Annotated in this window: 12 protein-coding genes; 6 read left to right on the forward strand and 6 right to left on the reverse strand. The window is 35.1% G+C overall.

Annotation, left to right across the window (positions count from 1 at the left end; translation table 11 throughout):
• Positions 1 to 160 precede the first annotated feature (160 nt).
• The 4 genes from Bccel_RS21625 to pflB form a co-directional block, all read right to left on the reverse strand.
• Positions 161 to 2,191 carry a carboxylesterase/lipase family protein gene (locus tag Bccel_RS21625; RefSeq protein ID WP_036944433.1) on the reverse strand — a complete coding sequence of 677 codons (2,031 nt, stop codon included), beginning with the start codon at positions 2,189 to 2,191 and terminating at the stop codon, positions 161 to 163.
• A 214-nt stretch (positions 2,192 to 2,405) separates the two neighbouring features.
• Positions 2,406 to 3,245: a formate/nitrite transporter family protein gene (locus Bccel_RS21630; RefSeq protein ID WP_036944430.1), complete on the reverse strand. Its 840-nt coding sequence runs from the start codon at positions 3,243 to 3,245 to the stop codon at positions 2,406 to 2,408.
• A 91-nt stretch (positions 3,246 to 3,336) separates the two neighbouring features.
• The gene (gene pflA, locus Bccel_RS21635; RefSeq protein ID WP_322787009.1) at positions 3,337 to 4,056 is read right to left on the reverse strand and encodes a pyruvate formate-lyase-activating protein; all 720 of its coding nucleotides are present in this window, start codon (positions 4,054 to 4,056) and stop codon (positions 3,337 to 3,339) included.
• A 5-nt stretch (positions 4,057 to 4,061) separates the two neighbouring features.
• Positions 4,062 to 6,281 carry a formate C-acetyltransferase gene (pflB, locus tag Bccel_RS21640; RefSeq protein ID WP_081927108.1) on the reverse strand — a complete coding sequence of 740 codons (2,220 nt, stop codon included), beginning with the start codon at positions 6,279 to 6,281 and terminating at the stop codon, positions 4,062 to 4,064.
• 448 nt (positions 6,282 to 6,729) lie between these two features.
• Here pflB and Bccel_RS21645 point away from each other — a divergent pair, with 448 nt between their 5' ends.
• The 5 genes from Bccel_RS21645 to Bccel_RS21665 all read left to right on the forward strand — a co-directional run bounded on the left by Bccel_RS21645 (position 6,730) and on the right by Bccel_RS21665 (position 13,053).
• The gene (locus Bccel_RS21645) at positions 6,730 to 7,512 is read left to right on the forward strand and encodes a tryptophan-rich sensory protein (protein ID WP_036944425.1); all 783 of its coding nucleotides are present in this window, start codon (positions 6,730 to 6,732) and stop codon (positions 7,510 to 7,512) included.
• A 228-nt stretch (positions 7,513 to 7,740) separates the two neighbouring features.
• A complete protein-coding gene (locus tag Bccel_RS21650) occupies positions 7,741 to 8,262 on the forward strand; it encodes a hypothetical protein (protein ID WP_036944423.1) in 522 nt (173 codons plus the stop codon).
• A 52-nt stretch (positions 8,263 to 8,314) separates the two neighbouring features.
• A complete protein-coding gene (locus Bccel_RS21655) occupies positions 8,315 to 9,550 on the forward strand; it encodes a glycosyltransferase (RefSeq protein ID WP_036944421.1) in 1,236 nt (411 codons plus the stop codon).
• 107 nt (positions 9,551 to 9,657) lie between these two features.
• Positions 9,658 to 11,094 carry an SWIM zinc finger family protein gene (locus Bccel_RS21660; RefSeq protein WP_036944420.1) on the forward strand — a complete coding sequence of 479 codons (1,437 nt, stop codon included), beginning with the start codon at positions 9,658 to 9,660 and terminating at the stop codon, positions 11,092 to 11,094.
• Between the two features lie 90 nt (positions 11,095 to 11,184).
• A complete protein-coding gene (locus Bccel_RS21665) occupies positions 11,185 to 13,053 on the forward strand; it encodes a HEAT repeat domain-containing protein (protein WP_036944417.1) in 1,869 nt (622 codons plus the stop codon).
• Between the two features lie 70 nt (positions 13,054 to 13,123).
• On the opposite strand, the gene Bccel_RS29175 is transcribed toward Bccel_RS21665, so the two are convergent.
• Together Bccel_RS29175 and Bccel_RS21675 are read right to left on the reverse strand one after the other, a co-directional pair.
• Complete coding sequence (locus Bccel_RS29175; protein ID WP_081927106.1) at positions 13,124 to 15,844, reverse strand: family 43 glycosylhydrolase; 2,721 nt, start codon at positions 15,842 to 15,844, stop codon at positions 13,124 to 13,126.
• Positions 15,845 to 15,899: 55 nt separating this feature from the next.
• A complete protein-coding gene (locus Bccel_RS21675; protein WP_081927104.1) occupies positions 15,900 to 18,590 on the reverse strand; it encodes a beta-L-arabinofuranosidase domain-containing protein in 2,691 nt (896 codons plus the stop codon).
• Between the two features lie 494 nt (positions 18,591 to 19,084).
• On the opposite strand from Bccel_RS21675, the gene Bccel_RS21680 reads away from it, so the two are divergent.
• Positions 19,085 to 20,113, forward strand: a complete 1,029-nt coding sequence (locus Bccel_RS21680) for a glycoside hydrolase family 5 protein (RefSeq protein WP_036944416.1) — start codon at positions 19,085 to 19,087, stop codon at positions 20,111 to 20,113.
• The last annotated feature ends 30 nt before the right edge of the window (positions 20,114 to 20,143 follow it).

Raw genomic sequence — 20,143 nt, forward strand, 5'->3', positions numbered from 1 at the left:
ATTTGTTATTATTAATAAATTAATGCCAACTCTTGTTATTTTAACTTTTATCTCTTCTATTTATTCGCCGAATTATTTGTTTAACGTGAATCAGTGAATTTACGGTGAGAAGCCATCATTCTTTTGTATTGAGTAGGAGTATGAAACTTGTCTAATCTTGTCACCATAATAATATTTTGACCAGGTTTCTTACAGTCTCGGGTAATGCGTCAATCTGTTTAAGTACATTTTCTTTCGTAATTTCTTCATTCATCATACTGATTTTAGCTTTCTTAAAGTCTGCTTCAAATACTATACTTTTTGGCCCTACATCATTGGACCATTTTGCCCATTCCGGAAGATTGCCGGCATTAGTATTGGGATCCCCGGATTTGACAAAAGCACCCATGTAAGACATTATAGCACTTTGAAGTTCCTTTCTTCCTGCTTCGTTTTCTTCTGAAAATGAAATGTTACCCCATGTATCGTAATTCCACCCAAAGAAAAAGGACAATTCAAAGGAATGCCCGCTTCCTATCAGGAAATCAAAAGGTTCAGCTCCAGAACCAATGCCTCCCCAATTAAAAACATAGCAATAAACATTATCCTGATGGCTTTTTAACATTCTGGCTATGGAATCTACTGTTGATGCTTTCCAATACATAGAAGGATATGTTCCACACGCATCATAAAGTTCTCTATCTGCCGTTTCCGGCATTAATTCATCAAGGCTTATTTTAGGCTCAGCAACTCCAATAGCATTATAAGCATTATGCCAAGTGTATCCACTGGATGTTTTAACGAAACCAAGCCAGGATGGAAGGAATGGTCTCATCTCATCCTTATCGCTGCCAAGGATGACCGGTACTTTGTTATAATTTCCCGATTCAAACACTAAGGCTTGGCTGCCTGGCAACACAACTTCATCTGCAAATGGAGCAACGGTGGTAATAGAGCCATATTGATCCATAACCGAACGCTCTATCTCCTTATCTGTTTTGCTTCTCAAGTAGGCAGCTATTTGTTCATTGGACATTAAGGCTCTATAATTTGCTGCCGCAGTTAAATCAGTGCAGGTTCCGTCTGCTACAAGAAGTTTGTCTATAGCTGCATTTGATCGTTCAATACCTGTTGAAAGCGGATAATTTACACCACTTGCTCCAGAGGCTATTACTTTATTAAATAGTCCTTTGGCAAGAGGCGAGATCATAAGGTTTAAACAATGATAACCGCCTGTAGATTCTCCGGCAACTGTTATATTATCTGGATTACCGCCAAAACCCTTAATATTTTGTTTTACCCATTTGAGGGCTTTAATCTGGTCAAGAGTACCATAATTGCCTGAATTGTCTTCATCTGTTCCTTCAGTATTGAGTGCAGGATTGTAAAACCATCCCAAAGGTCCTATCCTGAATTGGATGACAACAACGATTATGTTGGATATGTTTGCAAGGTTTGTAGCATCATAATGATCTGCTCCACTAAATACGTGACCCCCTCCATGAATCCATACACAGACCGGAAGATTCTTTTTATCTGTCTTTGGGCGGAACACATTCAAGTACAGACAGTCTTCCGAGCCTATAATTTCATTCAGTGGATTCCATTGGTTATCCAACGCAGGCTGAGTACAACTGGTAAAGTTATATGTAGAGTAGCGGACTTTTTTCCAGGGTTCGGGATCTTGAGGTGCTTTCCATCTTAGCTCTCCTACAGGAGGCTTTGCATAAGGTATGCCCATCCATACCCAGCTGTTATTTACAGCCTCAACACCTGCTACTTTTCCGAAAGTTGTTCTTACTGTAGTTTTAGAGGCATTTTTCAATGAACTTATTGCATTATCAATGGATTGTAATATGGGGAGCTTATGAGTTTTATAAATACAAGAATTGACTTTTTTTATTATATTGTATTTGAGCTTATTAATTGCAGAGAGATAATTTCCATTTTCGCTTTCCTTAATTATTTGACCAATCTCTTTTAAAAGTATCTTTCTATGATTCGCTCCATGCTTACTTATAAATTCTGAATCAGATAAATTTTCAAGCTGATTAATCAACGATTTTAATGATTCAATTGGGCCTGGTGTTTTAACAATAGGTTCCAATAGGTTATCGGGAACCTTATCAGCAGTTGAATCAGCCGCAAAAGTTAGATTTGCATTAGCGGTAAAACATATTATTACAAGCAATACTAATAAAACTTTTCTCATTCGATTATCCTCCCTTTGTCTAAGACTGTTATATTTACTAAATATCAGTACTTGAAATTTGTATTTTTTTATCCACCTCCCTCATAAAACAATAATTTTATGTTAACTCTTACAATTTTACCAAATTTGTGTGTAGAATACACTATAATTTCTTAGACAATAAAAAAAGCCAAAGATTATATTCATCCTTGGCCTCAAACTTTATAATAATTGATTACTTCCTAATACCCGGTAATTTTATGTTATTTACGGTATAGATAGTACTATAGGCTACACCAATAATTATTCCCCCTACAAAATTTCCAAGAAGGACAGGTATAAAATTATCCACAAGCCCGTTAATTGTTATATGGGATACAATATCACCAGATACCCCGGACATTTTGACATAGTCTGCATTCATGCATGCCAAAATACCTGCCGGAATATAGTACATATTTGCAACAATATGTTCATATCCACTTAGAATGAACAAAGTAATTGGAAAAAAACATGCCAAGACTTTTCCACTTGTATCTTTAGCAGAAGACATCATCCACACCGCCAGGCAAACAAGTATGTTACACAAAATACCTAGTAAAAAAGCTTTGGAAAATGGGTACTCTACTTTGTGAGCAGTTTTGGTAATTAGCTTCGCCAATATGGAACCATTGGCACCCTCCAATGCTCCTGAAAAGTGGATGATTACAACTGTAAAAAGTGCCCCTACGAGATTACCAATAAAAGATATCCCTAAATTAATAAACATACTAATCGTAGAAACCTTTTTTTGCAGAACCGAAATAATAATAAGTACATTACCTGTAAATAATGCCCCGCCTGCAATAACCACCATCATTAGTCCGGTTGAAAATACTATACCTGATATTAAAGCTGCCAGGCTGAAATTCTGTATGGTACATGTTGCAATTATGCTTCCCACAGATGCTAAAGCAATAAACATCCCCCCCATAAATGCAAGCATAAAACTGTTAAAAATACCTGTGCTGGTTTTTTTTATTCCAACTTCCTCAGTATATTTTGTTATTTGATCAGGACTTAAAAAGTTTGACATTATGACTCTCCTCCAGCAAATTCATCTAATGAATGACTAAAATATTACTTCCAATTTTTAAGCAGGTATTGGCGAGTTAAGATGTTAATGCCTAAACTACATTAAAGTTATATTTTTTAAAAATATTCTTTATCCTATTAATGGACTCCTTGGTGGGTTCCTTTGTATTAAGCAGTTCATAATCAAAGCCAAGGCTCTTCCACTTATACTCTCCCATTTTGTGAAATGGAAGCAATTCAATTTTACGTATAACAGTGTACCTAGACAGAAAATCAGCCATCTTTTCCAATACTACATACTCCTCAGAAAAACCGGGAACAATAACATGCCTTATCCATACATCCTTTTTCTTTTTCTCCAGATAGTCCAGCATTTTTATCGTATTCTCATTACCCATACCTGTAAGAGTTTTACACATATCAGTATCTATATGTTTTATATCCAACAGTACAAGATCAACCTCATCCAACGCCCCTGCACACAATGATAATGGCACACTACCCGAAGTATCAATGGCTGTATGAATCCCATATTTCCTACATTGCTTCAAAACCTCTTTAACAAATTCAGCCTGCAGAAGAGGCTCACCTCCAGAAAAGGTAACTCCTCCACTTTTTATAAATGATTTATATTTTAAAATATCCTCTATAACTTCTTCCGGAGTAAATTGTTTGCCACCGTTAAAATCCCAGGTGTCAGGATTATGACAGTATTTGCATCTTAACTGGCACCCTTGTAGAAAAATTACATATCTAAGCCCCGGTCCATCTAAAGTACCACATGTTTCAACCGAGTGAATATTTCCTGTCATTTTCATTAAAACCTTTCATGAAATGTTCTGTTTATAACATCTATTTGCTGCTCTCTAGTGAGCTTTATAAAATTGACCGCATATCCTGAAACCCTAATTGTGAGCTGCGGATACTCTTCAGGATGTTCCATTGCATCAATCAGAACTTCCTTATTTAGCACATTTACATTAATATGATGCCCGCTTTCATCAAAATATCCATCCATCAATGATACAAGATTATCAAGTTTATCATCATCAGTCTTTCCCAATGCACTAGGTACTATGGAAAATGTATAGGATATTCCATCTTCACTATAGTTGAATGGAATTTTCGATACAGATGCCATGGAAGCTATGCACCCTTTCGTATCCCTGTTATGCATAGGGTTCGCACCTGGTGCAAATGGTTCACCGAGTTTTCTGCCGTCAGGAGTGCTTCCGGTTTTTTTACCGTAAACAACATTTGACGTTATTGTAAGAATTGACATTGTGGGTTTACTATCTCTATAGGTTTTATGCTTGCTGAGTTTATTCATAAATGTCTTTACAAGATCAACCGCAATATCATCTACTACAGGATCGTTGTTACCAAACTTAGGATAATCACCCTCTATATCATAATCAGTTATCAATCCCTGTTCATTTCTTATAGCTCTGACTTTTGCATGTTTTATAGCCGAGAGAGAGTCAACAACAACAGATAGCCCGGCAAGTCCACATGCCGAAGTTCTTAATATTTCTTCATCATGCAACGCCATTTGAATTCTTTCATAACAATATTTATCATGCATATAGTGTATAATATTGAGTGTATTGATATAAAGTTTGGAGAGCCAGTCCATTGTCATATCAAATCTCTGCATTACCTCTTCATAGTCAAGGTATTCGGATGTTATAGGAGCTATAAGCGGACCTACCTGTTCTCCAGTTATTTCATCCTTACCGCCATTTATTGCATATAGTAAAGATTTTGCAAGATTTGCCCTTGCACCGAAAAACTGCATTTGTTTACCCAGTTTCATGGCAGAAACACAGCATGCAATCCCATAGTCATCACCAAACTTTTCCTTCATCAAATCATCATTCTCATATTGAATTGACGAAGTTTCAATTGACAGCTTGGCACAATATTTTTTAAAGTTCTGAGGAAGCTTACTTGACCATAGCACCGTCATATTAGGTTCAGGTGCCGGACCTAAGTTCACCAGAGTGTGTAAAAATCTATAGGACATTTTTGTTACCATATGCCTGCCATCCAACCCCATACCTGCAAACGCTTCAGTAATCCAAGTAGGATCTCCCGAGAAAAGTTCATCATAGGCTGGGGTACGCAAAAATCTGACCATTCTAAGTTTCATTACAAAATGATCGACTATTTCCTGTATTTGTTCTTCTGTAAACCTGCCCTCTTCCAAGTCCTTTTCAGAATATATATCAAGGAAAGTAGACACTCTTCCCAAGCTCATTGCAGCACCATTTTGCTCTTTTACAGCTGCCAAATATCCAAAATAAAGCCATTGTATTGCTTCCAGTGTATTTTGTGCAGGTCTGCCAATATCATATCCATAGCTTGCTGCCATAAATTTAAGTTCTTCCAACGCTCTTATCTGTTCGCTTATTTCTTCCCTTTGTCTTATAATAGGCGAGTTCATTATATCAAAAACATAATTTGATTTTGCTTCCTTCTTCTTTTGTATTAAATAATCGACTCCATAAAGGGCAACCCTTCTATAGTCACCGATAATCCTACCCCTTCCATATGAATCAGGCAGCCCTGTGATAATACCTGTATGACGAGCCTTTTTCATTTCATCAGTATATGCATCAAATACTCCATCATTATGTGTTTTCCTATATTTGAATACATTTTCAACATTGGGGTCCATTGGCCTGTCATAGGCTTTAAGAGATGAACGAACCATCCTTATTCCTCCAAATGGCATAATTGTCCTTTTAAGAGGTTCATCTGCCTGCAAACCAACTATTTTTTCAATTTCTTTATCAATATAACCAGGTTCATGAGAAATTATGGTAGATATAGTTTTTGTATCAATATCTATTATTCCTCCTCTTTCCCTTTCAATCTTCATCAATTCTTTTACTTTTGACCAAAGTTTTATCGTTGACTCAGTCGGTTGAGCTAAAAAACTTTCATCACCATCATAGGGTGTATAATTTTTCTGAATAAAATCTCTAACATCAATTCCTTTGCACCATTTTCCTTCTTTATATTTTGAATTCATATACATTCTCCTCAACATATTTTTTATTATATTTATATTTGTTTTGATGCATCCCTTTATTAGCAAGCTTTACAGCGATTATTATTGTATATTGTATACATGATAACATATTTTTAATGTCTTGACAAATGCTCATAAATAGTAAAAGTGTTCCATCCATTATGAATTTTCCCTGTTATATCCAAATTGTAGAAACTTTTTTGACCAGCATAAGTGCATCTGCCAGCTTTCTTCTGTTAAAGAGTTTTCTAACATATCACTTGATATCATCATAAAACAGGGAAATTCCTTACACAATGTTTTATAGCAATATAATTATCATATATATTTATATGGTTAACCCTGAGAAATTGTTTTTATGAAACGGATATAGTGGTATAAATATAAATAAATTGAATCACATAAGTAAAGAATATATATACATGTCATAAATAGCTGGAGGTTTAATATGGACAGAACAAAAAAGGTATGGATCAATGCAGTACTTTTAGTTATAACTTTGGTTATCAACTCACTAGGTGCACTTGGCTTTATTAATGGTACCTCGCAAAAAGAGGTTTCAGAAAGATACTTTACTCTGATTACTCCGTCGCCTGGAACTTTCAGCATCTGGAGTGTTATATATTTGTTATTGATATTATCAATTATCGTGATGATAGTGAAGAAAGAAGATGCTTATTACCAAAAATCCATAGACAAAATCACCATACTTTTCTGGATTTCCTGCATAATGAACATAGCTTGGATTATAAGTTTTTCATTCCTCCTCATTGGAATTTCGTTGATATTTATTTTCGGATTAGTGATCTCACTATCCCTTATTCTCCAGAAGCTTACCATGCTACATGATGGAAAACGCTTTTTGCTTCCATTGACTTTTGGACTGTACACAGGCTGGCTCTTTATTGCTACTATAGTTAATACTGCTGTGTGGTTAGTCAAATTACAATGGAATGGTTTTGGAATTCATAATGTTATTTGGGCAATCATCGTACTTATTATAGCTGTATTTATAATATTTTTAGTACTATTGAGAAACAAGAATGCTATATTCCCTTTGCCTGTGGCTTGGGCTTACCTTGGAATTTATCAGTCTCTGAAAACACTTGAAGGGTCTAGGACAGAATATATACCTATTCAGGTTGTTTCCCTTGCAGGTATGGCTATACTAATTGGAATGGCAGCAATTCAATTCTATCGAAACAAATACGCTTTACTGCCGAAATTTTAATATTAAAACCTACGTTAAATTCTTATGAAGTCCTATTAATTATATTTGAATCATATATTCTTAAATGATAAAATCTATATGTGGAAAATTACATAGTTGGATATATTAAACAACAATCTGAGGTATGGCTAAACACCACGCGTCTTGGGCATATCATGTTTTCTACTATCCAAAGGCAGAGTATTTTAAGGGTAAGGTTGTAGTTTATTAGGTACTTTGGAGGATTTGATGATTGTAGAGTATATAAAGTATACATTTAAAAAGAATTTATTTAAAACATATTCATGTGCTATTATTGAATTTATTGATGCGAAATATAGAGATATATTGGATATACCTGAATTTAAAGAAAAAGAGGCAAATGATGCTATTAAATTGTTCATTAGTAATTTTAGTAGATTAAAAGAATGTGACAAAATCTTGGTTTGTACCAAAAATAATAAAGGAAATTTTGTTGTTGAAAAATATCCTTTTGCAAATGAAGAAATGAATGATCACGATGATGTTTTTAAAGAAATTATTAGATATATTGCAAATAAGTACATTCGCAAAACAGAAAACATTAACATTATTTATGGTACTAGAAGTATAAATGTCAAGATTATGAGCAGAACAGAATTTTTAGATATGGAAAATGGCAAAAAATCAGAAATAATTAGTCCTGTTGGAAAAATGGAAAGTGGTCAAATTAAATCAGGCTATGGTCAGATTAATATTAAAAAGGATAACGGTCATGATAAAGTTAAATGAAACAGGTAAAAGTCGTAAGTAAAAATATGCTCTTAAGCGGATGTGATATTTCATGAAAATAATTATTGTAACATTAGGTAGTGTGGGCGATATCAAGCCGTTCATATGGATGGGCAGGGTATTGTCAAAAGTTGGTCAACATTTAGTATTTCTGACAAATCCATATTATGAAAAACAGATTACAACCGAAGGGTTTGAATTCCATCCCATAGGTACAATTGATGATTACTATATTGCAATTACTCCACCTGTAACAACAGGAAACAAGTTTAAAGATAAAGCTGAAGGAGTAAAAGCTGTAAAACGACTTTTTAATTATCTATATTTAAAGCCTTCAAAAGATATATATGATATTGTAACGAGACTAAAAACCCCTGACACTATAATATTAAACCATTTTTGTGTGTATGGGGCAAAAATTGCAGCAGAAAAACTAAATATTAAGAATATAAATATAAACCTTTCTCCTTATTGTCTTAGACCCTTCAAGGCAGTAGACAGTTTTTCGGCACTTATTGAAAATAGGATGGTAAAAGTAATATACAATTTTTTTGATAATCAACTTATAAAAAAAACAATAAATAATATCAGGGAAGAACTTGGGCTAAAGCCACTCAAAAAAAATAGTGCTGAATGGATGTTTGAGGGAATTAATTGGTACCTTTTCCCAAATTGGCTTTTAAATTTTAAATTGTCAAATGATTTAAATACCAACTTTGTTGGTTTTCCTGAATCGCTTAAAGGAGAAAACAACCTACCCGATAATATAATGGATTTTTTTAAAACACATGAGAAGCCAATTTTATTTACCCCTGGAACAGCTTTTCAAGATAATAAAAATTTCTTTAGCGAAGCGGTCATTACTCTGGAAAAGATGTCAAAACCAGGTATATTCCTTACAAAGTTTAAAGATGCATTACCTGAAAAATTGCCTGAAAATATTATTCATGCAGAATACTTACCGCTTGAACACTTGCTTGATAAATGCTGTGCTATTGTACATCATGGCGGAATAGGCACATGTTATGAAGCTTTAAAGGCAGGTATTCCCCAGTTGATCTGTTACAGGATTGATGAACAAAAAGGGAATTCACATGCAATAAAAGCTTTGGGAGTAAGCAATGAACTCACATTTAAGCGTGTCAGCAGTAAATTGCTTTTGGAAGGCCTTGAAATAATACATAATAATGATGTGTTAATTAAATGCAATGAAATAAGTAAAAAGCTTCACGTTGAACGCACTGAAATTAATTTATTGATGTATTTTGAAAAAGTTCAAGCAATCTAAGAAGTTTTATTAGAACCGGTCGTTATTTGCTCCGCCAAATGTAAGATTATTAACACTTTTAATATATATACTATAAATTGCATTGATATCTATGAAAGGGACTATATATGCCGAAAATATCTGTGGAGTTTATTAATCAATTAGCAATGAACCAAAAAGCTATATCCAATGGATGGGCTTTAGTCAAAAAAAAGAGCTTTATCAGGCTTAACATTTCTGAGGATGATAAAGTTATTTTTGGCGAATGTATGGAATATGGCTACGATAATTTTAAAGCATCAGCAGATTTTCTAAATCCTGAAAATCCTGTATTCAAATGCTCGTGCCCTAGCAGGCAGTACCCATGCAAACATGTACTGGGATTAATGTATTCATATATTGAAAATCAACAGTTTAATATTGATGTGATACCATTAGAAATATTGGAAGAACGCAAGAAGATTGATAAAAAAATTTCTAAGAAAAGAAATAAAGCTGTCAAAACTGGTGAAGCAAATGAATTGGATCTGCTGGTATTAAAAAAGAAAGTTCAGGCCCAGTTGGATGGACTTGAATTATTTAAGAAGTTGAGATGCAGCATTACAAGAGATGGCTTTAAGGCACTGAATAATCACAATCTGGATTTATTGGATAAACAAATAAAACAATTGGGAAACTATTATTTATCAGGACCTCAATATGAACTGATGAAGTTTACATACTTATTCAGAGATTGTAAGAACCATGAAAAAGTTTATACCGAAGCAATTACTTCAATAAGCCACATGTATGCTTTATACAAAAAGGGTAAAGAATACCTTTCAACAAAACTGGAAACCTGCGACTTTTCAATGAATACTTCTACTTCGATAGAAGACTGGCTTGGGCATTCATGGCAACTTAATGAATTGAGGACATTAGGGTGCGTTATAAAAAATGCCCAAATAATTCAGCTTTCCTTTGATTCAATTTGTAATAAAGGTAAAAAAGAATTTATCGATAACGGTATTTGGCTTAATCTATCTTCAGGCCAAATTTATAATACATATAACTTTCGTCCCTTAAAAGCAGCAAGACACATAAGAGAAGATGATTCAATATTTAAAATTTTGAAATTAGAAGAGCTATTTGTTTATCCTGGAACAGATCTGAATCCAAGGGTGCGTTGGGAAAAAAGTGAAATACGTGATGTAAATTCTGGTGATCTGGAAAAAGTCAAATCTTTTGCAAAGGATTCCTTTGATAATGTTATTAAGTTAATAAAGAATCAAATAAAAAATCCATTAGCTGATAAATGTCCCGTTGTGCTAGTAAAGTACGAAAAATTGGGTGTTATTGATGACACATTTATTATAGAGGACAAGTCAGGTCAAAGGCTGGTACTTGAAACATCGGAAAATAAAGCATTGCCGACTGGGGTAAGGGTATTGAAATTTTTAAATCCAGATAAACTTCAAAATGCAGTGATATTATTAAAATTCAAGCATGATTTTGATACAAAAAAACTATTTACAATACCTTTAAGCGTGATTATTGAAAATGAGATTGTACGACTATCCTTTTAAGTGATTTTATGGGTTTTAGATAGACAAATGCAAAAGTTATTATTCACATTAAATGAAATAATGATATTCTGAATTGCTGGAGTGATAAAAATGAGTATTGATTTACTTTATGATTTGCAGCAAGAAATAAGAAACCTATTTATTGCTGGCTCTGATATTGCAGTTGATAATATAAAACTTAAAAAACTGATCCCAAAGTTTCAAAATGCAGGTAAGGATATTCCTGTTTTTATAAGAATTTCAGAAATTTTAGAGAGCTTAATTGAGTCTGATAATAACTCTTCTGTAAAATTGCTTGAACTAAGCGGATTAATAAATGCAGTTTTATATACCCAGGGAGAAACAAGTCAAATTGGACAAATATCCGGTTTGAAAGGTTATGATCTTGAAGTCTCTACAAAAGTTTCATACAGAAGCCTTCAGTACGTGACAACGGCTCTTTTAGAACAGGTTCCGGATAGAGCGGATATCATACGTCAGGCTAAAGCAGATGGTATTTTTAAGGATTATAAACTTGTTTATCCTTTGATACTGGCACTTGATCAACAAAATTATGATGTTTATAATATGGCATATGAAATTTTAAGGGATTATGGAAACAGTATTGTTCAGGTACTAAAAGATTGTTTCCGCTTTGATGGAAAAAAGGGGAATCCAAAAATTCTGGATTTAATATGGGAAATATGCGGAAAAGAAGAAAAGGATTTTTTCCTTCTGGCAAATGCTAAAGGAAATACTTCTGTACGCATAAGAGCAATTAATATTCTTAAAAATTTCCCCGAAATGGAGGATATGCTTATAGGCCTAACTAAAGATAGAAAAAAGGAAATTAGGGAAACTGCATTTGAAATTCTATCTCATATAGATTCTGAGCTAGCCGCTAAAAGGCTTATTGAAGCTTTTAAAGGAAAAGACAGGGAACTGGCAAAGAATCCAATAAAAAGAAATCCTTCAAAAGTTATAACCAAGTACCTTTTAGAAGAGGCTGAAAAATGTCTGACCATAATTATTGAAAACTATGAAGAAATAAAGACAATAACCAGCGAGTCCCAATCTCCCTTTAAAGAAACAATCGAGCATATTTATAATGTTATGTACTGTATGGGAGAAAAGAAGGACCATGAAATTTATGAGTTTCTTTATAAATGTATAGTCAATACAATAAAGCTTCGCAAAGTTAAATTGAGCAAAATATTTTTTTGCGGATATACAACTTTGGCATATATGGTTGTGGATTTACTACTAAGCATGAAAACAGTTGAATCTTATGCACTTCTTGTAGTTTTAAAAGATAAGTTTGATAATATTTTTTTATCATATTCATTTAAGGCAGCAATATCATATTTGCCGCCTGCTAAAGTATTTGACGAATATTCCAAATATCTTAAATTGGAAAGAACTTCGATAGATCGAAGAACAATACTGGATGTCCTAAGAAATTTGCCTTTTAATCAAAAATTAATAGTCCTGGCTGATAACGAGATTGCTCCAGATATCATAAAACCTGATGCATTACGTTCAGATATAATTGATACCAGTACTATATACTTTGATCACAGATGGGCTTCCTTTTTTGTTGAAAATGAAGATGTTTATAATACGGCGAAATATATAAGCAGAAATGATGTTAATGCAATAAACTATTTGCTTGGTTATATAGAAAAGAATAAAGGCTTGGAAGCAATTGGTATATCAAGCATCTACAATGCACTTATCAGAATAGGTTATCCTAAGACAATAGATATTTTAATTGAATCTTTGGATTACTCTCTTAATATAGCAAATTGCCCTATAGCTTATTTATTACGTCACAGTTTAGGTTGGATTCTAAAAATGTTACCACCAGAAAGTGCAGAAGCAATTGAAGAATATAGTAAGAAATGTGACAGTCAGACTACATTAAAACTGCTTGAGGCTGCAGAAGCAATGCGTAAAAGAGCACCTATAAAAAATTTATAGGGCTCATATACTGCATTAAAAGTTAACTTATCCGTATTTTTTATTATTTAGTAGTACGACGGTATTAAAGTTATTCTCCTGAAGGTCTGGGGATAGGAATTTTCCTGCCGCAAGGTTTCCCCAAGTTTGGTGTTCCATCACTATTCCACGTAAATTGCTGTATGCACACATACCTGGCCTGATATTCATTTGATGGAATGATTGTAGCATGATAAACAAGCCAATCCTCTGTACCATCCTTTGATTTTGTGAAACTGCAGTGGCCTGTACCGTATAGTCCGTCTTCTGCCGAAGCCTGAAATAACGGAGTGGCAGACTTTTTCCAATTTGCTCGTACCATCGGATCGTCAGTGCTGGAACACGTAAGCATCCCCAGGCTATAATATTGGGTTGCACAGTAGCTTGCCGAGTAAATGCAATAGGTCTTGCCGTTACGCTGGAGTATCTCAGGCCCTTCATTTACTTTAAGACCATGGGTCTCCCATTCGTAGGTGGGTTCACTAAGTCTTACTGTGGGACCGGTCAGTGTTGTTGGGCTTGACATCTGGGTAATATTGATAACCTGTCCATTGTACTGGCCTGACCAAAGCATATACATCTTCCCGTTCTGTTTTAAAATGGTTCCGTCTATTGCCCATTCATCGGGACTAATTCTTCCCCTGTCCGTCCATGTTCCGGACATTGGATCAGGGCTGGAATTTGAAAGCACCCCTATCCTGAAATTTGCACTGTAGTATATATACCAGGTATTATCTATAAAATATAATTCTGGTGCCCAGATATCTTTGTTATTCCAACCTGTTGCAGGTGCATGCCATATAATTTTGTTAGTACCGTTTGTAAATAAATTAGACAAAGAAGTACTTTTATACATAATTATTTCAGGTATATAGCCATCTCTTTGCACTGTATGCATTCCATAATAGTATCCATCAGTGTGCTTATAAACCCAAGGGTCTGGCCTTTGCTCACGTGTATCTCTTGGATTATTGAAAGTATTGCTCTGAGTCTTAAGATTAAATGTAGCATCTGCCCTATCTGAATCAGTAGATATTGAAGTGATTTTGCACAAATAATTACTGTTTCTTATATACATTCCAGGGAAATTGTATGCCTCGTATGAAACACAGGATGAATCCGCAAGTCCGCTTACTTTTTTAAAGGTTGCATCCTGTTTGAATATATTAGTATTATCGTCTTTTACTATTTTTAATTCATAATTATAATGCCTCAAATAATACCCTGGAAAGTTTACAGATTCAAAGGATACACTATTTACATCAGCCAATCCCGGTCTTTCAACAAATTGGCTGTCATATATTGAATTGGGATTCAAATCAAATCTGGCAATATAGTCATAGTGTCTTAAAAAATAGCCTTCATGATTGTAGGATTCAATTCTAACAACAGTTTTAGCAGGAACCAGGCTTATTACTGCTTTAGTTGGTGTTGGAGTGAGTGTTGTCGGAGTTGGGACAGGGGTTCCTTTTTCTATTATTTTATTAAATTTCTTAGCAACTATAATGATATCACCCATGTTAATAACTCCATCATTATTTATGTCATATTTTTTGTCATAATTGCCGGAATATAATGTAGCATTAAAATGGGCTGCCATTAGAATAATATCAGACATGTTTATAACATAATCCCCGTTTATATCCTCCGGATTTTCAGAAGGAAGCATTGGTGTAGGAGTAGCATTTGATGTTGGAGTGACGGTTGACATAGCAGTAGGTGCAGCAGTAGAAATAACGTTTACACCATCAGCAACAGGTATCCCAAAATTCGGTGTACCGTCAGGGTTCCAATTCACTCTTTGTGCACGCATATGGCGGTTCGGATCATATAAAGGGTCTCCTGTAATATTCTTATAATTACGTGCATGATACACCATGATATCCACTGTTTCATCCTGGGATGTTGTAAAACAATTATGTCCAGGTCCATATTGGCTTGTTCCTGCATTTGTCTGAAATACAGGATTGGGTGACTTTTTCCATGAACCCGCATTTAATAAATCGCTTGAATCTGAAGCAGTCAATAAGCCTACACAATAATTGGAATCTGTGGCACTAGCAGAATATGTCATAAATATTTTTCCATTTTTCTTAAGTACCGAAGGCCCTTCATTAACTGAATAACCTATTTTTTCCCATGCATACTGAGGAGTTGCAATCATAATTTGAGTACCTGTGATTGAATAAGGTCCATTCATCTTAGCAATATAAACATTACTATTCGCTGCTATTTTAGGGTCACTTTGAGCCCAAACAAGATATCTGGTGCCATTATGCTCGAAGGAAGTGGCATCTAGTGTAAATGACTCCCAATTTGTCTTTATTTGCCCCTTCTCAGCCCACGAACCGGTAACAGGATTTGCATCTGAGCATTCTAAAGCATATAAACGAATATCAAATTTATTGGAGGATGTTCCTGCAGAGAAATAAATGTACCACTTACCATTTACAAAATGAATTTCAGGTGCCCAGATATGTCCTGCCATGATTCCGCTTGCATGCCTCTTCCATACTGTATTAGCCGTGGCTGTCGATAGCCCTTGAAGTGTTGTAGCCCTTCTTAATTCTATTCTGTCATATTCAGGTACTGACGCAGTCATATAATAATAACCGTCATTGTGCTTATAAACCCAAGGGTCCGCTCGTTGCTTTACAATTGGATTTGTAACCGTTATAGGTTCAGCAAAAGCCAATATGGATAAAGCAAATAAGCAGGTTAGGGTTATCATTATTGTAATAACCGTTTTTACAGAATGTTTACCTCTTGGCATAATTTTACCCCCAAATTTTATTTCATTAAATATATTTCTACTGACTATTATCGTACTAAATTCTGTTTACTATGGTATTAAACTTTGCAGCTATAAGTATAATATCCCTCATATTGATAGCTCCATCATTGTTAAGGTCATATGCCTGAACATATCTTAGGTCTCCACGGACAGAATTGAAGCTGATTGCCACAAGTATGGTGTCCGCCATGTTTATAGCCCCGTCATGGTTTAAATCCTCTGCAACAAGGTTAGGAGGAGTTGTGGGTGTTGGGGTGGCAGGAGGAATGGTAGGTGTAGGCGTAGGCATTACCTCATTGGGATCCTTTAAAATATAAAGGATCCCGAATACTCCTCCAACAATGCTTGCTCCCCTATTGGCAAATTTAACGGTTACCTTTGATTTTCCATTCAGCCATGCCGTTGGAATCTTGTACTGTACCTCATAAAAGCCAGTAGGATTTTTCGCCTGAATAGTTTCATCCTTTAACAACTGGCCATCTATATAGACGTTAAAGGTTCTTCCGGCATCACCACTGTAATATTTGGCTACAAGGTAATTTGTTATAGAAGGAATAACAGCCATATCATAGCTGAACCATCCTGCTCCTGTAACCGAGCTTGCTGCACCGTTTGTTGCAGGATTTACATTTGCATGACGGTACATAAGACCGTTGAAGCTTCCTCCCGTCGAATTCCCCTGAAGATTATGGAGCAGCTCATACTGATCATTTGTAATCGGCACCTCATCTATTGTCAATGCTGCCCTGGCTTCCCTCTCACGCAGTTCCCTAAGATAAGCTTCCAATGCCGTAGCATCCATCTTCATGAGAGTAAAGTAAATACCATATCTGTCCTTATATCTTTGATAGTGGGGAGTGAATTTTAAATTATTATCTTCATCTGTATTTCGTAAAGTAAACTCTACTCTACCGGGTGTCTTTACCATGTTGTTTTTAATATTGCCGATCCAGGTATTAACACTGTCGGTTATAAGAATGTAGTCCTTGATTGTCACATTTTTGGTTGCTTTCAATACCTGTACACCATGGGGAGCTGTAGTCATGCTGGTGGTTCCAAGGCCTGCACTTAAAACGTAAGGACCATATGTAAATGCAACACAATCTAGTTTATCGGTAAGCCTTGATACCTGTACTTCCATAGGTAAATATAACTCCACCTTGTCCCCTTCCTGCCATACTCTGTTGACACTGATGTAACCATTTACTTTTGACGCATTGACTGTAGCACCATTAACTGAAACGGTTATATTCTGCCCTGCTGCAACCCATACCGGAGATCTGAATTTTATATTGACTGCAGTGTAAGGTGCTGAGCTAATGGTAAATATCACCTTACCGGAACCAGGCAAATCGGCTGACTGAGTCAATGAAAGTCCTTTTTCACTCCAGTTCAGTGTTGAGCTTAAATACATGTTTACATACAAGTCTGTGCTGTTATGGTAATACAAGCTGTCATTGAGCTTAGTGAAGTTTTCCATTCCAGTTCCGGTACAACACCAGAAGTGATTTGTTTCTGAACCAAAAACCTTGAAGTACCCTGTAGACATTGGCTGAAAGTACATAGACATTCCAGTTTCAGGATTTTGTGATGCCATAATTGCATTTAAATACGTTTTTTCATAGTAATCGGCGTATTTTACATCTGCCGTCACCTTGAACAGTTCTCTGGAAAGCTTTAACATGTTATATGTATTGCATGTTTCATTGTTAACATTGGTCGCAGTAGCATATAGTTTACCAGGTTGCCCGAAATGCTCGTTATCACTGTTTCCCCCTGTTACATAGGTGTGATCTCTCAATACAATGGTGAAAAACTGCTGTGCAGCAGTCAAATAGGTGCTTTCAGTACTTCCCAATGTACGATAGCGGTTTAAAGCTCCGACAAACTTCGGAATGGTAGTATTGGCATGTCTGCCTGGTAAATTGTTGGTTCCGGCAGCAATGGTATTAAATAAATTGGTTTCATCAAATAGGTGGGCTGCAATTAAATGATTGCTGCTTTTTGTAATCTTGTATAATTCATAAAGACAGTCATTCATTCCGCCGTATTCTACGCCCAACACTCTTGAGCGTGTCCCACTGTCCCATTTTGATGCCCTGTTATATACCCAGTCTCCCAATTTTTGGGCTATATTTAATGCTTTTGGATTTCCTTCGTATATATAAACATCGATAAGACCCGACAAAATCTTGTGCATTGTATACCATGGCACCCAGCTATTACCTGTTGCTCTGCCTTCAATAACATTAAAATGTGTTTCAGGGGTTGCAAACAAGTACCCACTGCTAAATTTATTCTGACAAGCTTCCAGTTCGTTGATGATATAATCGGTTTTGTTTTTTAATTCGGTACTTAGTGCTGCATCACCTTTGGTATTTTTATAAGCCTTGGCAATAGCCGACAGGTAATGTCCCAATGTATGGCCCTGAATCATGGTATTTTCCCAACCGCCATATCTGTCTGCTTTTTTCGGCAATCCTGATACCTCTCTGAATCCAGCTACTAGACGATCAGCACTAAGCATTTTCAAGTATGCAACTTCTTTATTGAAGGCATTCACATAATACGGATCGGTTATCTTAACCTGTTCCATATCAAATTCCTGAAGCTGTTCCTCACTTGCGGCTGCGACTTCAGCTGGTGTCGGTACCACAATGATTTGTGACAAAGCCATTAAACATACCAATAATACACTGATAGACTTTTTTACGTTCTTAATCATAATCTCTCCTCCATTACCGTAATGCAATGTCTATAAAACAAGGCAAATATACAATTCATATACTTATTATATAAAATGAATTTTTTCTATAAATGGACTTTTTTTTGATATTTGTTAAAAATTTTAGTGAAACGGATTATTTTCTGCCTATATACCGGTAAAATTTTATGAATTCATTTTGAATTCAATATGATTTCTTTCGAAGCAAGCATTGAAAGCATAGAAAAATTTGTTAATTTGGTTGTTGATTCCACTAGTACAGGTAATAATAATTTGTGCAGCTATTGGACAAGAACCGATGTAATCAGCCAACGTCATGAATCTTAGCTAAGGCATGTTGAAAAATAAAAGCGTAAGTAATTTTTCTTTCATCAATAAATCAAAATGTACTAGTGTGGTAGAATTAAAGCAAAACCTTTTATATAATATAGTCAGAATAATCTGATCCACTTGATATAGTTCAAAATCAAAAATAAAAAGGAGGGTGTATTTCTATGAAACAATTTACAGGGTACATGAAAGGTATTAATCTAGGCGGATGGTTGTCCCAGTGCAAACACAGCAAACAGCATTATGATACATTTATCAGTGAAAAGGATATCGAACGAATTTCATCCTGGGGACTTGATCATATCAGGTTGCCTGTTGATTATGAGCTTCTTGAAACAGATAACGGAGAATATATTGAGGAGGGCTTCAAGTATATTGACGATTGCCTCGAATGGTGCAAAAAATATGGGCTTAACATGATACTTGATTTGCATAAAACAGCTGGTTACTCTTTTGATGAATCAGAAACATCAATGGGTTTTTTTGAAAGCGAACAACTCCAAAACAGGTTCATTGCTCTGTGGCATGAATTTGCCAAACGTTATGGAAAATATTCAGATCGCCTTACATTTGAATTATTAAATGAAATTGTTGACAAAAATGTTACCCAAATTTGGAACAGAATTGCTGAACGTGCTATAAAGACAATAAGACAATATGCACCTGATATAAATATTCTTATCGGTGGTGTAAATAATAACAGCATTAGCGTCCTAAAGAGCCTTGATATGCCATATGATGAACATATAGTTTATAATTTTCACTTTTACGAACCAACAGTATTTACACATCAGTCAGCATACTGGGTCAAAGATATGCCTTTAGACTTTACGATGCCATATCCCAACGAATTTACTGAGGTCGTTTCAAAAACAAAAGAGTTTTTCCCACCCATGCATAGTGATATATTTACCGATGTTTCTCTTGACAAGATGGATAAGAGTTTTTTTGAAAAGTTGTTTTCTGAAGCAGTGCAAATTGCAGAAGAAAGAAACACTTCACTTTACTGCGGCGAATATGGAGTAATCGCTAAAGCAGATGTTGACTCAACACTCAATTGGTATTCCGATATAAACAGTACTTTTGAAAAGTTTGGAATAGGAAGGTCTGCATGGACATATAAAGAAATGGATTTTGGAATTATAGATGAACACTATGCTCCAATTTTCGAGAAACTCATAAAATTGCTTTAAGGCAAAATTTTAACGGAAGTTTTTTCAACA

The organism is Pseudobacteroides cellulosolvens ATCC 35603 = DSM 2933, from assembly GCF_001262605.1.
GTDB classification, from domain to species: Bacteria; Bacillota; Clostridia; order Acetivibrionales; family DSM-2933; genus Pseudobacteroides; species Pseudobacteroides cellulosolvens.